This window comes from Mycolicibacterium arenosum (assembly GCF_024320865.1).
Classification (GTDB): Bacteria; Actinomycetota; Actinomycetes; order Mycobacteriales; family Mycobacteriaceae; genus Mycobacterium; species Mycobacterium arenosum.
In genome coordinates this window covers 406049-420671 of record NZ_JANDBD010000004.1, presented here as the reverse complement: position 1 = coordinate 420671, position 14623 = coordinate 406049, and the positions used below count along the sequence as shown (strand labels likewise).

Annotated in this window: 15 protein-coding genes; 10 read left to right on the top strand and 5 right to left on the bottom strand. The window is 68.2% G+C overall.

Features of this window, described 5'->3' with window-relative positions:
* From NM203_RS12140 to NM203_RS12130, 3 genes are read left to right on the top strand one after another with little or no spacing between them, the layout of a single operon-like run.
* A complete protein-coding gene (locus NM203_RS12140; RefSeq protein ID WP_255060176.1) occupies positions 1-1227 on the top strand; it encodes a cytochrome P450 in 1227 nt (408 codons plus the stop codon).
* Positions 1228-1247: 20 nt separating this feature from the next.
* Entirely contained in the window at positions 1248-2513 is a 1266-nt protein-coding gene (locus NM203_RS12135; RefSeq protein ID WP_255060419.1) for a cytochrome P450, read from the top strand.
* Between the two features lie 2 nt (positions 2514-2515).
* Complete coding sequence (locus tag NM203_RS12130; protein WP_255060175.1) at positions 2516-3418, top strand: alpha/beta hydrolase fold domain-containing protein; 903 nt, start codon at positions 2516-2518, stop codon at positions 3416-3418.
* On the opposite strand, the gene NM203_RS12125 is transcribed toward NM203_RS12130, so the two are convergent.
* The 3 genes from NM203_RS12125 to NM203_RS12115 all read right to left on the bottom strand — a co-directional run bounded on the left by NM203_RS12125 (position 3415) and on the right by NM203_RS12115 (position 6903).
* Positions 3415-4869, bottom strand: a complete 1455-nt coding sequence (locus tag NM203_RS12125) for a wax ester/triacylglycerol synthase family O-acyltransferase (RefSeq protein WP_255060174.1) — start codon at positions 4867-4869, stop codon at positions 3415-3417. The two genes, NM203_RS12130 and NM203_RS12125, sit on opposite strands and share 4 nt — an antisense overlap.
* 84 nt (positions 4870-4953) lie before the next feature.
* The gene (locus NM203_RS12120) at positions 4954-5865 is read right to left on the bottom strand and encodes an endonuclease domain-containing protein (RefSeq protein WP_255060173.1); all 912 of its coding nucleotides are present in this window, start codon (positions 5863-5865) and stop codon (positions 4954-4956) included.
* 171 nt (positions 5866-6036) lie between these two features.
* Complete coding sequence (locus NM203_RS12115) at positions 6037-6903, bottom strand: hypothetical protein (RefSeq protein WP_255060172.1); 867 nt, start codon at positions 6901-6903, stop codon at positions 6037-6039.
* A 113-nt stretch (positions 6904-7016) separates the two neighbouring features.
* Between NM203_RS12115 and NM203_RS12110 the strand changes: the two genes are divergently transcribed.
* Genes NM203_RS12110 through NM203_RS12095 form a run of 4 tightly spaced genes read left to right on the top strand, consistent with a single transcriptional unit; the run spans position 7017 to position 11273 of the window.
* Positions 7017-7853 carry a mycofactocin-coupled SDR family oxidoreductase gene (locus NM203_RS12110; protein WP_255060171.1) on the top strand — a complete coding sequence of 279 codons (837 nt, stop codon included), beginning with the start codon at positions 7017-7019 and terminating at the stop codon, positions 7851-7853.
* The gene (locus tag NM203_RS12105; RefSeq protein ID WP_255060170.1) at positions 7850-9052 is read left to right on the top strand and encodes a cytochrome P450; all 1203 of its coding nucleotides are present in this window, start codon (positions 7850-7852) and stop codon (positions 9050-9052) included. The genes NM203_RS12110 and NM203_RS12105 overlap by 4 nt, the downstream gene beginning before the upstream one ends.
* A 32-nt stretch (positions 9053-9084) precedes the next feature.
* Positions 9085-10005, top strand: coding sequence for an NAD(P)H-dependent flavin oxidoreductase (locus NM203_RS12100; protein WP_255060169.1), 921 nt, complete (start codon positions 9085-9087; stop codon positions 10003-10005).
* A gap of 53 nt (positions 10006-10058) precedes the next feature.
* The gene (locus NM203_RS12095) at positions 10059-11273 is read left to right on the top strand and encodes a CaiB/BaiF CoA transferase family protein (protein ID WP_255060418.1); all 1215 of its coding nucleotides are present in this window, start codon (positions 10059-10061) and stop codon (positions 11271-11273) included.
* Between the two features lie 3 nt (positions 11274-11276).
* Here the strand turns inward: NM203_RS12095 and NM203_RS12090 are convergent, their stop codons facing one another.
* Entirely contained in the window at positions 11277-12065 is a 789-nt protein-coding gene (locus NM203_RS12090; protein ID WP_255060168.1) for an MBL fold metallo-hydrolase, read from the bottom strand.
* A 188-nt stretch (positions 12066-12253) separates the two neighbouring features.
* Between NM203_RS12090 and NM203_RS12085 the strand changes: the two genes are divergently transcribed.
* Entirely contained in the window at positions 12254-13015 is a 762-nt protein-coding gene (locus NM203_RS12085) for an alpha/beta hydrolase (protein ID WP_255060167.1), read from the top strand.
* Here the strand turns inward: NM203_RS12085 and NM203_RS12080 are convergent.
* Positions 12997-13494 carry a DUF1990 domain-containing protein gene (locus NM203_RS12080; protein WP_255060166.1) on the bottom strand — a complete coding sequence of 166 codons (498 nt, stop codon included), beginning with the start codon at positions 13492-13494 and terminating at the stop codon, positions 12997-12999. The two genes, NM203_RS12085 and NM203_RS12080, sit on opposite strands and share 19 nt — an antisense overlap.
* 51 nt (positions 13495-13545) lie before the next feature.
* Here NM203_RS12080 and NM203_RS12075 point away from each other — a divergent pair, with 51 nt between their 5' ends.
* Both NM203_RS12075 and NM203_RS12070 read left to right on the top strand, forming a co-directional pair.
* Positions 13546-14166 carry a PaaI family thioesterase gene (locus NM203_RS12075; protein WP_255060165.1) on the top strand — a complete coding sequence of 207 codons (621 nt, stop codon included), beginning with the start codon at positions 13546-13548 and terminating at the stop codon, positions 14164-14166.
* Positions 14163-14615 carry a TIGR02611 family protein gene (locus NM203_RS12070; RefSeq protein ID WP_255060164.1) on the top strand — a complete coding sequence of 151 codons (453 nt, stop codon included), beginning with the start codon at positions 14163-14165 and terminating at the stop codon, positions 14613-14615. The genes NM203_RS12075 and NM203_RS12070 overlap by 4 nt, the downstream gene beginning before the upstream one ends.
* Positions 14616-14623 lie beyond the last annotated feature (8 nt).

Here is a 14623-nt window from a genome sequence, read left to right as displayed (position 1 = left end):
ATGACAGAGCTATTCGACGACCTCGAGGACTTCGGGTCCTTCGACGACGCCGTGTCCGGCGACGTCCGCGACCCGTACCCGGAACTGGCGCGGCTACGCCGCGAGGAACCGATCCAGCGGATCGACATGTCCGCGATGCCCGGCGAGGAGGGCAAGCCGGTGTTCATCGTGTACCGCTACGAGGACGCGCAGCAGATGCTGCGGGACAACCACACGTTCTCGTCGTCGGGCGTTATCGCCGCGTTCGGTCCGGTGCTCGGCGAGCGCGTGATGCTGGGGATGGACGAACCCGTGCACGGTCGGCTGCGCGGCCTGGTGTCGAAGGCGTTCTCGCAGAAGTCGTTATCGCGTTTCCAGGACGAACTGGTGGCCCGTGTCGGGAACGAACTCATCGATCAGTTCGCGGCCGACGGTAAAGCGGACCTGGTCAAGCAGTTCACGTTCGACTATCCGAGCCGGATCATCGCGGGGCTGTTGGGATTGCCCGAGGAGGACTATCCGCAGTTCCAGCGCTGGTCGATCTCACTGCTCAGCTGGATCATGAACCCGGAACGGGGACTCGCCGCCGCCGCCGCGCTGTGCGACTACTTCGCACCGATCCTCGCGGCCCGCCGCGCCGAGCCGCGCGACGATCTGATCAGCCTGCTGGCCGAGGCGGAGATCGACGGCGAGAAGCTCACCGACGAGGAGATCTTCTCGTTCCTTCGACTGCTGCTCCCCGCCGGCGTGGAGACCACCTACCGCTCGCTGGGCAATCTGCTGTTCGGACTGCTCAGCGACACAGCGCAATTGGATGCGGTGCGGACCGATCGGTCGCTGCTGCCGCAGGCGATCGAGGAGGCCGTGCGGTGGAATCCGCCGCTGCTGACGATCACCCGGACCACCGCCTGCGACACCGAACTCGGCGGAGTGCAGATCCCCGAGGGCTGCTCGGTGCTGCCGATGCTGGGTTCCACCAACCGGCAGGAGGATCGCTGGGAGAATCCCGACGAATTCGACATCTTCCGCTCCGCCAAGGGCAATCTCGGCTGGGGACACGGTGTGCACGTCTGCCTCGGCATGCATCTCGCCCGACTGGAGATGCGGACGGCGATCAACCTGCTGCTGGACCGGTTGCCGAACCTGCGCATGGACCCCGACGGGGATGACCCCCACATCCGCGGTCAGGTGTTCCGCTCGCCGACGTCACTGCCGGTGCTGTTCGATGCGGGGGAGGCGGCCCAGTGACCGCCGACGCCACCGAGGATGTGACCGACTTCGAGACGGTCGACTACTTCTTCGACCCGGTCCTGGTACCGGACCCGTACCCGTACTACGACTACCTTCGGTCGCAGTGCCCGGTACGGCCGGCCAGCCCGCACGGCGTCGTCGCCGTCACCGGGCATGCGGAAGCGCTTGCCGCGTATAAGGATCCGGCGTTCTCGTCATGCGTGGCGGTTGCCGGACCCTTCCCGCCGCTGCCGTTCACCCCCGAGGGCGACGACATCAGCGAGCAGATCGAGGCGCACCGCGCGGAGATCCCGATGGCCGAGCACGTCGTCACGATGGACGCCGAGAACCACAGCAGGACGAGGGGCCTGCTGGCGAAGCTCATCACGCCGAAGCGCCTCAGCGAGAACGAGGACTTCATGTGGCGGCTGGCCGATCAGCAGCTCGACACGTTCATCGACAAGGGCTCATCCGAGTTCATGGCGGACTACGCGAAACCGTTCGCCATGCTCGTGATCGCCGACCTGCTCGGGGTGCCGTTGGAGGATCACGCGGAGTTCCGTCAGGTGCTGGGCAACGAGGTCGTCGGTGAGGTCGGTGCCAGCGACACCGTCGCGCACAACCCGCTGGTCTGGCTGGACGACAAGTTCCGGGAGTACATCAGCAGTCGGCGTGAGCACCCGCGCGCGGACGTGCTCACCGAACTGGCCGCGGCCACCTATCCGGACGGCTCGATTCCCGACGTCGAGGAGGTGGTGAAGCTCGCGACCTTCCTGTTCGCCGCGGGCATGGAGACCACCACGAAGTTGTTGAGCACCGGGATGAGGGTGCTAGGTGAGCGCCCCGACATCCAGCGGGCCCTGCGCGAGGACCGGTCGCTGATTCCGTCGTTCCTCGAGGAGTGCCTCCGTACGGAGAGCCCGGTGAAAAGCCATTTCCGGCTGGCACGTACGTCGACGACTCTTGGTGGAGTGGATATTCCGGCGGGCACGATCATCATGCTGCTGCCGGGTGCCAGTAATCGCGATCCCGAGAAGTTCGAGTGTCCGCACGAGTTCCAGCACGATCGCCGCAACGTCCGTGAGCACGTGGCCTTCGCACGCGGGCCGCACTCGTGCCCCGGCGCGCCGCTGGCCCGTTCGGAGGCGCGTATCTCGTTCAACCGCATCCTCGATCGGATGGTCGACATCCGCATCGACGAGACCGTGCACGGGGGTGCGGACGACCGCTCCTACACGTACGACCCGACGTTCATCATGCGCGGTCTGTCCGACCTGCACGTCACGTTCACGCCGCTGACCTGAGCGTGGACTCCTCGTTCACCGGCCGACCATCGCGGGTGCACGACGTGGTGGCGCTGGCGGCCGGGGTGCTGGCCAGGGTGCTGCGGCCGGTGGGCGGCGTGCTCGCCACGGTGCGGCTGCGAATCCCGTTCGTCACCGACGGCGTCCCGCGGGCGGTGTTCACGCGCGGAGTCTCGGTGACGCGAACGGACTTCCACGGCATGCCGGTGCTGACGCTCGTTCCGCCGGAACCCAGCGGCAGGATCGTCGTCGCCGTCCACGGCGGCGCCTACGTGGGCAGGGCGACGTTCTTCCACTGGTGGACCTACGCCGGCATCGCCCGCGAGACCGGTGCCACGGTGCACATACCCGACTACACGCTGGCACCGATCGGCACCGCGCTCACCGAGGTCCCGAGAATGGCCGACTTCATCGCGAGGGTCGTGTCCGAGGACGGTGCCGTCGGTGTGCTCGGTGATTCGGCTGGCGGCGGTTTGGCGCTGCTGGCGGTGCAGGAGCTCGTCCGGCGGGGTGGTCCGACGCCGAATCGGCTGGTGCTGCTGGCACCGTGGCTCGACGTGTCGATGGGCGATCCGCGCAGCGCAGCCGTCGACGACCCGCTGCTCGACGTCGACACCATGATCGAGGACGGCAGGTTGTGGGCTGGCGACCTGGACCCGCGGAATCCTTTGGCGAGCCCCCTGTTCGGCCCGCTTCACGGACTTCCGCCGACGGCGGTGTACTGCTCGTCGCGGGACAGACTGTCGATCGACGTGCTGCGGTTGCGCGACCGCGTGACGGCCGAGGACGTCCCGGACGTCACGTTCCGTCTGCGCGCGGGCCTGCTGCACGACTACGTGATGTATGCGCCCCTTCCCGATGCGAAAGCCGAGCGCGTCACCGTGTACGCCGATCTCGGGTGCTAACCCTCAGCGGCGCTGAGCAGTTCGTCGAATGACGCCTGCATGCACTCGGCGTAGTGCGCGGGGTCGGGAAGCGCACTGCGGTCCGCGGTGGCGCCGATCGAGATCGTGCCGTCGTAGCTCGCCACGACGTGAAAGAGGTTCATCCCCCCAATGAGCGGGCCGAGACCGGTCACCCGCTGCAATCGGGCGCCCGCGAAGTAGATGGGGAACGTCGGTCCCGGCACGTTGCTCACGGTGGTGGTGGCGACGGCGGGGGCGGAGAACGGCATGGCGGTCGCCGCCTTCACCGTCAGACCGAGCAGTGTCGTGGGCACCACGCCCACCAATTCCATGAGCCGCGAACTGCTCTCGTTGTCGGTGTTCTCCCGGAACGCCGACGTCTCCTCGACGATCGCGGCGAGCCGGTCGAGCGGATCGGCGATCGACGTGCCCAGTGGGTGCAGTCTGCCGAACAGCCGGTTACCGCCCGCCCCGCGCTCGTCGCCTGACCGGATGGACGCCGGGCAGGCCGCCACCAGGCTCTCGTCGGGCAGCTCGCCGTGCCCGTCGAGGTAGTGGCGAAGCGCGCCACCGACGTAGGCGAGCGTCACGTGGTTGATCGTCGCCTTGGGCACGCGGGTCTTGATCAGTTTGAAGTCGGCGAGGTCGTGGAACCGGGCCTCGAAGACCCGGTGCGGGGTGGCGGATCCGTTGAACCGCGTGCTCGGAGCCAGGATCGAGCCCTTACCGGGGGTCAGGGCCGCGGCGACGCCGCCCGCGACGGCGCCGGGGAGGGCGGGGAGGTGACGAATCGCTTTGAGCGCGTTGGGAATCACCACCCTGCTCGCCCGCAGCGGGTACAGGGCGATGTTGGTCGCGGTGCGTGCCACCAGGTCCGCTGTCGACGGCAGCGAGCCGGGCGCGAACGGTCGCGTAGGCGGGTCGGGACGCGGGGCGTCGGGGGCGAGGTCGTGCATCGCCGCCATCAGTTCGACGCTCTCCATCCCGTCGACCACGCAGTGATGCAGTTTCAGCGCGATCGCGAACGATCCCGTCGGCACGCCGGGAATCGCGTTGAGCCCCTCGATGACGGTCATCTCCCACGGCGGGCGGCGCAGGTCGAGTTGGCGTCCGTGGATCCGGGCGACCTGAATGCAGAGCTGGCGCCAGTCGCCCGGCCGGGGAAGGGCGATGTGTCGGACGTGGTACTCGAGGTCGAAGTCCGGGTCGTCCACCCAGTACGGCATGTGCAGCCCGCCGGGTAGTTCGGTAAGGCGCCGCCGGAAGCTCTTCGCGAGGTGCAGTCGCGCGTCGAGCGCGTCGAGGATCCGCTTGAAGGTGACCCGGCCGCCGGGTGCCGTCGACTGGTCGTAGATGAGCAGCATCTGGATCTGCATCGGGGTTTCGGGCCGCTCGGCCCGCAGCATCATGTCGTCGGTCCAGCTCAACTGCTCCACGTAGCCAGTCGACACCCTCGGCGCCGCGACGCGCAGCGATTCTCCGAAAGCGTCAGCGACTGCCGTGTGATCCGTCCCCCAACCCCGCGCGAACGTTGGTTACCGCAACGCGAAACTGCGAGAAGCGTGACCGAAACCAACACTCGGCGGGCATGGGCAGCCGCGGTCGCGCAGCGCCGCGACGACTCGCTGGACGATCACCCATGGCCGCTTGTAGAGCATGTCGGCGTTCACGCGGATGAGAATCCACCCGAGCGCCGCCAGTTCGGCGTAGCGGTCGATGTCCCGAGAGCGACGCTCCGGGTCGGTCCAGTGCTGAGGACCGTCGTATTCGACACCGACCTTGAACTCCGGCCATCCCATGTCGATGCGGGCGAAGGCGACCCCCCATCGGTCGTACACCCTGATCTGCGTCACCGGTCGCCGCAATCCCGATTCGACGAGGATCAGCCGGGTGTGGGTCTCCTGGGGTGACTCGGCGCCCCCGTCCATCAAGTCGACGACGTCGCGGAGCTGGACGATCCCGCGCGCCCCCTTGTGTTGCAACGAAACCGAATTCACCTGGGCTGCCGTCAAGCCCGTGGCGTTGGCCAGCGCGTCGACGTTCGCGAGTGCTGTTCTCAGGCCCGGCCGACGACCGAGATCGAACGCCGTGCGAGCGGGTGACGTCGTCGGTATGCCACGGACTTCACACACCTCGTCGTCACGTAGGCGTTCGCGGTAGATCACGATCGTGCTGTTCGTCGCCTGGGTACGTGTGAGTTCGGCTGGTTCGTCGGCCTCGATCCACTCGCTACCGAGGAGCGCAGCCGCGGAGCGTCCGGCGACGGTGGCAGTCCGACCCGACCAGAGCCAGGCCGCGATTGCCCGGTTCGTCGGTGTGAGCTCGGTCCCTGGCGGCAAGTAGACGTTGCGGTAGACCAGGTCGGCCCTACTCTTCAGGGTCCGACGGGTGAACTCGCCGGACGCGACGGCTTCGGTGCCGATGAACGGTTCGCCAATGGTTGCCATGGGCCCACGGCACCGCGACCGTGTGACGCGCAACGCCCATCCCCGTCGGCGCGGACATCCGGCGGTGGATGAACCTTCAACTGTGGATAGACGCCGCCGAGTGTTGGGTTAGGCCACGCGAGATCGCAGTTCGCGTTGCGGTAACCAACGTTCGCGCGAAGGGGGGCGGGGTTAGGGGAGCACGTCGAACACGGCCGCGCAGGACGTGACGGCGCGGTCGTCGTTGCCCTCGTCGTGGATCGTGATCCGCACGCCGATTCGTCCCGGCTCGCCGGCGTACGCGATGCCCTCGGCCCGGAACGGACCGACCTTGCCGCGCGCCATGAACATCACGTGCCAGCTGGTGACCTGCACCCGGGGTGTGCCCGCCAGGTCGGCGGCGAGTTCGGTGGCCGCGGTCTCGAGCAGGACGTGCTGCGGCCCGATGTGCAGGGCGGCGTCGGGCGACGCCAACTCCAGCGTGAGCGGGGGCAGGATCCAGTAGCCGTCGCCGCGCTTCTCGGCGCCGAACGCCTGCCACAGCGGTGGCAGGTCGGGGGAGTCCTCGATGACGATCTCGGTCCCCGAGACGTCCATCCTGTCGAGGCCCTCGGGCGGGATGCCGATGACGGCCCCCTGGCCCTCGATGAACGCGAGCACCCGATCGGGATGATCGGCGTCGACGATGAGGCAGCGGCCGTATCCCATGGTGCGGCCCTGATGCACGACACCGGATCCCACGATCTCGATGGTCTGCACGTCGACGCCGGGGTCGATGATCTGCACCGACGCGATGACGGGGTTGGGCACTGCCACCATGTCGGTCTGGCAGCCCTCGGGCGACGAGATGGCCAGCGGCGCCACCATGAGACCGCCTGCGGCGTTGCGCATGTCCCGACGGATGCGCACGGTGTCGTCGGTGTCTCCGAGGTTCATGCTGTCGTGGTTGCGTCCGATGTACCGGTAGCTGAGCAGGCCGGTCCAGCGTCGGAACAACTCGTCGCGGTACGCGTCCGCGTCGTCCATCAGCTCCCGGATATCGCGCAATCCCTCAGTCATCGTCGACCCTTCGGTAGAGGTTCCCGTAACGCGCAACGTAGCCGCGCGCAGCGTGCTAGACATACTAAAACCGACGCTTTGGGCGACTGCCCAAACAAGTACAGGGGTCAGGTATGGCGGGACGCGTCGACGGCAAGGTCGCATTCATCACGGGCGCCGCGCGCGGCCAGGGCCGGAGCCACGCGGTTCGGCTCGCCCAGGAGGGCGCCGACATCATCGCGCTCGACATCTGTCGCGGCTTCGAGGACTCGACCGCCCCGGCGGCGACGCCCGAGGACCTCGCCGAGACCGCCGACATGATCAAGAACCTCGACCGCCGGGTCGTGACGGCCGAAGTCGACGTCCGCGACTACGACGCCATGAAGGCGGCACTCGACAGCGGTGTCGAACAGCTCGGCGGCCTGGACATCGTGGTCGCCAACGCCGGGATCGGCACCACCGGGGTCAAGCTGCACAAGATGCGCGAGGACATCTGGGACGAGACCATCGACGTCAACCTGACCGGCGTGTGGAAGACCGTGAAGGCGGCCGTACCGCACCTGATCGCCGGCGGCCGCGGCGGATCCATCGTGATCACCAGCTCGGTGGGCGGTACCAAGGCCTACCCGCACGTCGGGCACTACATCGCCGCGAAACACGGTGTGGTGGGCCTGATGCGGACGTTCGCCGTCGAGCTGGGCCACCACTCGATCCGGGTGAACACCGTGCACCCCACCCACGTCTGCACGCCGCTGCTGATGAACGAGCCCACCTACAAGCTGTTCCGGCCGGACCTGGAGAACCCCGGCCCCGACGACCTGGCGCCGATCTGCCAGTCCTTCCACTTCCTTCCGATCCCGTGGGTCGAGCCCGTCGACATCAGCAACGCGGTGCTGTTCCTCGCCTCCGACGAGGCCCGCTACGTCACCGGCGTGACGCTGCCCGTCGACGCCGGGAGCCTGCTGAAATGACCGTCACGTCCGAGGCCGGGGTCTACTACGACCCGTACGACGTCGGCATCGCCGCGGACCCGCACCCCACCTACGCGCGGCTGCGCGAGGAAGCGCCGATCTACCACAACGAGAAGTACCGGTTCTGGGCCATCTCGCGCTACGCCGACGTCGAGAAGGCGCTCAACGACTGGCAGACGTTCTCCAATTCGCGCAGCGACATCCTCGAACTGGTGAACTCCGAATTCGACATGCCGCCCGGCGTGATGATGTTCGAGGACCCGCCGGTGCACACCATGTTGCGCGGCTTGATGTCTCGCGTCTTCACCCCGCGTCGGATGGCGGCCATCGAGGATCAGATCCGGGCCTACTGCGTCGGGTGCCTCGATCCGCTCGTCGGATCCGACGGCTTCGACATCGTCGCCGAACTCGCGGCGATGATGCCGATGCGGGTGATCGGCATGCTGCTCGGCATCCCCGAATCCGAGCAGGTGGCCTACCGCGAGAAGAACGACGCCAACCTTCGCACCACACCCGGCACCCCGATGAAGGTGAAGAGCACCGACGCGATGGCCGACGGCCGCATGTACGCCGACTACGTCGAGTGGCGCTCCAAGAACCCGTCCGACGACCTGATGACCGTGCTGCTGAACGTCGAGTTCGAGGACGCGACGGGGCAGACGCGCAAGCTGACCCGCAAGGAGGTCCTGCACTACACGCAGGTCGTCGCGGGCGCGGGAAACGAGACCACCGGCCGCCTCATCGGGTGGCTGGCCAAGGTGCTCGCCGATCATCCGGACCAGCGCCGTCAGGCGCACGACGACCGCTCGCTGCTCGGACGGGTGGTCGACGAGACGCTGCGCTTCGAGCCGACCGGCCCCCACGTGGCCCGATACACGTTGCGCGACTACGAAGCTCACGGCCGGACGGTGCCCGCGGGGAGTGCGGTGCTGCTGATGTTCGGCGCCGCCAACCGCGACCCGCGCCGGTACACCGACCCCGACGTGTTCGACATCAACGGCGACCACGTCAGCCATCTCACGTTCGGCAAGGGCCTGCACTACTGCCTCGGAGCCAACCTCGCGAGGCTGGAGGGCACGATCGCGCTCGACGAGCTGCTCAACCGCTGGCCCGAATGGGACGTCGACCGCGACACCGCGCGGATGGCGCCGACGTCGACCGTGCGCGGCTGGGAACACCTGAGGATGGTGCTGCCCTGAGCGTTCGCGGCCGTCATGCCAAGCTGGCAACCGTGAACCGCATCCAAGCCCTGCTGGGCGTCGACTATCCCGTCGTCCAGGCGCCGATGACCTACATCGCCCGTGCCGCGCTCGCCGCCGCGGTCTCGGAGGCCGGCGGCCTCGGCATGATCGAAACGCTGACCGAGGAGGGTCGGGCCGACCTGTCGAGGGTGCGCGACCTCACCACCAAGCCCGTTGCGGCCAACCTGATGATCCAGGGCTGGAAGCGGGACCCGTCGATCGTCGACATCCTGGCGGCGGCCGGTGTGCGGCACGTGTTCACCTCGGCGGGCGACCCCGCACTGTTCACCGCGAGGCTGCACGACGCGGGCCTCACGGTCGTGCACGTCGTCGGCTCTCTCAAAGGTGCGCTGAAGGCCGCCGACGCCGGAGTCGACGCGCTGGTGGTCGAGGGCGTGGAGGGCGGTGGCTTCAAGTCGCTGCTGGGCGCCTCCACCATGGTGCTGCTGCCGCTCGTCGCCGACCGGATCGACCTGCCGATCATCGCGGCGGGTGGCATCTGCGATGCCCGCTCTGCGGCGGCCGCGGTGGTGCTCGGCGCCGAGGGCGTGCAGATGGGCACCAGAATGCTCGCGAGCGCGGAGTCCGGAGTGCACGCCAACTTCAAGAACGCGATCGTCGACGCCGACGATTCCGGGACGGTGCTCCTGGACGTCCCCGGAAACCCGACGATGCGGGTTCTGCGGACCGGGTTGGCACAGCGGGTGGCGGCCAACGACGCCAACGCCCACTTGCTCGGACGGATCACCGAGCTGTACTTCGGCGGCGACCTCGACGCCAGCGTGGCCAACACGGGGCAGGTCTCGTCGCGCATCGTCGACCTTCCACCCGTGGCCGACATCGTGCGCGAAACCTGGGCCGGCGTCGCGGCCGTACTCGATTCGGCCGCGGCGCGCGCGGGTTACAGTTAGTTCATCGAATGTAATGCCGACGACGAGGTGGGAGTGCTGAGTTGATCAAGGTGATGGAGGGCGTGCGCGTCCTCGAGGTGGCGCAGTTCACGTTCGTCCCCGCGGCGGGCGCCATCCTCGCCGACTGGGGTGCCGACGTCATCAAGATCGAGCATCCGGTGCGCGGCGACACCCAGCGCGGATTCCTCTACATGGGGGGCATCCAGCTCGAGGCCGACCGGCATCCGCTGATGGAGCATCCCAATCGCGGCAAGCGCAGCGTCGGCATCGACGTCTCCACCCCGGACGGTCAGGAGGTGCTCTACGAGTTGGCGAAGACGTCGGACGTCTTCCTGACCAACTACATGCCGCAGGCGCGGCAGAAGAACAAGTTCGACGTGGAGCACATCCGCGCAGCCAACCCGAACATCATCTACGCCCGCGGCAGCGCCTACGGGGACAAGGGGCCCGAGCGCCTCGTCGGCGGCTTCGACGGCACCGCGTTCTGGACACGCAGCGGCATCGGACACGCGCTGACTCCCGAGGCGCTCGGCGGCGCACTGGGACAGGGTATTCCGGCGTTCGGTGACTCCATCGGGGGGATGAACATCGCCGGCGGGATCTCGGCGGCGCTGTTCCACCGCGAGAAGACCGGTGAGGCAGTCGAACTCGACGTCTCACTGCTGAGTACCGCGTGGTGGGCCGCTGGTGCCAGCGTCACGCAGGGCATGGAGGTCGGCGAGACGATGCGCTCGACGATGCCCAACGAGGCGGCGCCGATGTTCAACCCGTTCCTCGGCAACTTCCTCACCTCCGATGGCGGCACCATCAACCTGTGCGTCGTCAGCCCGACGGGCTACATCCGCGACACCTTCGAGCACCTCGGCCTCGCCGAACTCGCCGACGATCCGAGGTTCTCGGAGGTGATGCCGCTCATCGAGAACGCCGCAGCGGCAGCAGAACTGGTCGCCGAATCCATCCGCAGCAAGCCGTTCGACTACTGGCGCGAGCACCTCAAGACGATGAAGGGCCAGTGGGCGCCGTTCCAGAGTCTCATCGACCTGACGTCCGACGAGCAGGCCATCGCCAACGACATGATCGTCGAATACGAGGCCTCCGCGGGCGAGGAGCCGTTCAGGGTGGTGCGCGGGCCGGTGCAGTTCAACCACGAGCCGCTCGAAACCACCAGGGCACCACAGGCATCCGAGCACACCGAGATCGTTCTCATGGAACTCGGCATGGACTGGGACCGCATCGAGGCGCTCAAGGACTCCGGCGCGATCGCCTGACGGTCAGACGCTCGCGGTGGCCTGCGCCTCCGCGAGCAGGCCCGGATCGTGCGCCGACACGATGAACAGGTCCGGTTCCCGCCGTGCGTACAGTTCGGCGAGGCGATTGTGATTCTCGCGCACCCGTTTTCGGTCCAGCGCCATGATCGGCTCGGTGAACCGCACCACCGCGGGTACGGGTGTCGTGCGGTCGACGGTGCCGCGGTAGTAGAACGAATCACCGCAGTGCAGTACCCAGCGGTGCCCGGCGTCGACGGCCACGCAGGCATGGCCGCGGGTGTGGCCGGGTAGTGAGACGAGCACGATGCCGGGGGAGATCTCGTCGAGTTCCTTCGCGGCGGCGAACCCGCGCCACTTCTCGCCGTCGGGGTGGTGCTCGACGAGTGTCGGTCCGTGGGACCACTGCACTGGGCGGAAGCGGTACCGCTCCTGCCGTGACGGCGATCGCACCGCACCGTCGAGTTCTGCGGAGGTCACGTGAATCTGCGCATCGGGGAAGTCGCCGATGCCGCCGATGTGATCGAAGTCGAAGTGCGTGGTGACGATGTGGCGGACATCGGCGCGCCGGAAGCCCAGCCGCTCGACCTGCCGGGCGGCGGTCTCGGCGGGATCGAACCGGGGCCGGAGCACGTGGCGGGTCGGCCCGATCCTGCTGTGGTCCGCGCAGTCTGCGAGGCCGTAGCCGGAGTCGACCAGAACCAGGCCGCTCGCGGTTTCGACCAGCAGCACGTGGCAGACCGTCGGTGCACCCGGCGAGTCCATCGTTCCGCAGTTCAGGTGATGCACCTTCACGGCCCGACCTCCTCGTCAGCACTCATTCGACCTCTACTCTGCAGCATTCGAGGACGTGCTCGTCGCAGCAGTCCCGCCATTCTTCCCCCCGTCCGCGTCCCGACCGTTGCGCGGGGCGCGCCCGCCGGCCGAAAGCGCTTACCTCCGCGGTAATCGATTCACGCCGCATCAGCCTAGATACTCGAGCTGTGAGCGACTCAGCCAGACCCCCAATCCTGCTTCTGCACAGCGTGTTCGGCACACCGGAACTGATGTCCCGGTGGGCCACCGAACTCGAGGCGGCGGGCTACCGAGTGCACGTGCCCGCGATGCCCGGCCGCGAACCCACCGACGACGCGGTACTCGCCCGCACCGGTATCGATCAGGCATTCGACGTCGCATTAGCGGCCTACGACGCGATCGGTGAGCCCGCCGTCGTCATCGGACACAGCATGGGTGGACTGCTCGCGCAGAAGATCGCGGCCGCGCGGACGCCGCGGGCAGTGGTGACCATGGCGTCAATTCCGCCGGGGGTGTTGTGGTTTCAGCTCAAGCCGCTTCCGCACCTGTTCCGAGTGTTGCCGAAAGTGCTTGCGGGACAGCCGTTCCTCCCGTCGGCGAAGACGATGCGCGAGGTGCCCCTGAGCACTCTGCCCGCCGCGGAGCAGGACGAGTTGGTGCCCCGGCTGGTGCGCGATTCCGGCCGGATGTTCCGCGAGATGTCGCTGGGGTCGGCGTCGACGCGCGTCGACGCAGCCGAGGTGACGTGCCCGATGCTCTGCGTCAGCGGAGGTTCGGACCGCAACGTGGCGCCCTGGATCTCGCGTCGCGTGGCCGCGCGCTACGGCGCCGAGCATCAGGTGCACCCGAACGCGCCGCACTGGATCGTGGCGGACTCGCTGGTCGGGGAGGTGCTGCCGCCGATCCTCGAGTGGTTGAACCGGACGGTCGGTCAGACCGCCGTCAGGTAGCGCTTGGTGACCACGCGCTGCACCAACGCGGTGACCGGACCCGCCAGCCTGCTCCACCACGTGCCGTGCCGGGAGAACGCCGTCACCTCCGCGTGCACGGCCTGCGTCTGCGGGTCGTAGCGGACCGCGAACAGCTCCTCGCCGGTCTCGGCGTGCCCCGGAAGGGTGCCGTAGGCGAACCCGCGGTGGTCGGGCTCGTCGAGCACGTAGACCACCCGGCACGGCACCTGCACCGGGCCCAGCCGGACGAGGACCTCCGAGCCGACAGCGGCGACCTCCGTCGTCGCCGTCACGCCCGCCCCCGCACCGCGCAGCATGCCCCAGCGCATCACTCGATCGGAGGCCTCCTCGAACCGCGCACGACCGTGGCCGATGACCGCGGACTCGCGGACGTGGTGGTAGCCGTCGGGCAGCGGGCCCGCCGTCGCGCCGACCTCGGAGTAGGTCAGAGGGAGGGCTGCGAGGTCCGTGAGCTTCACGTCGACCACCTTGCCATCGGTGTGTGCAGGCGGAGCGAATACGGTGGCCTGGTGGATGCTGACCGGGAAGTTCACGACGGCGGTGGGTTCAACCCGCCGGTGCCGACCAGGAGGGGCGGCCCGGATTACGGGCGGTTCGTCGATGCCGTCCGCACCCTGCAGGACCTCGCGCGGGGTGCTGACGCCCCCGACGAGCTCGTGACGGAGGCCGCCGACCTCGTCGAACGGGTCAACGGGCTGCTGGCTCCGCACCTCACCGACGAATGGCACGCGCCGTCGGGTCGACGATTCGACCTGCCCAACCGCGGCAGCATCCTGTCGATACCCCTGGACCTGGACGTCGTCGACGGCCGCATTCGGGGCACCACGACGTTCCGCCGCTACCACCTGGGCCGCAACGGTGCGGCCCATGGCGGTTCGGTCGCGCACCTCTTCGACTCGCTGCTCGGCTTCACCGCCTTCAAGCTGAGTGAGAGCAAGAAGCAGCGCACCGCGTTCCTGCACGTCGACTACCGCAGGATCGTGCCGATCGGCAAGGAGTTGCAGGTGGATTCCCGAATCGACCGCATCGAGGGCCGGAAGATCTTCGTGGCGGGCCGGCTCTGTGACGGCGGCGACGTGCTGGCCGAGGCCGAGGCACTGTTCGTGATGCTGAAGCCGGGGCAGCCGTGAGTGACCGCAAGCGGGCGGAAGCGGAGCGACCGGGGACCGGCGGACGCAAGCGGGCGTGGGCGCGCTGGCGCGACAAGGTGCGCGACCGGCCGACGGCGAACTTCACCTACCGCATCGTCGTCGGCGTCGTGGGCGTTGCCGTCCTGGCCGCCGGGATCCTCGCGATCCCGTATCCGGGTCCCGGCTGGGCGATCGTGTTCCTCGGGCTCGCGATTCTGGCCACCGAGTTCGAGTGGGCGCAGCACGCGCTCAAGTGGACGAAGAAGCGCTACGACCGCGCCATGGACTGGTTCAAGGACCAGGGCCTCTGGGTGCAGGCGCTCGGTGTGATGTTCACGTTCGCCGTCGTCGTGGCGACGCTGTGGCTGTTCGGGGCGCTGTCGTGGTCCGCCGGACTCCTCGGCGTCGAGTGGCCGTGGCTCAAGAGCCCGATCGGGATAGGGTCGTAAGCAGCCTC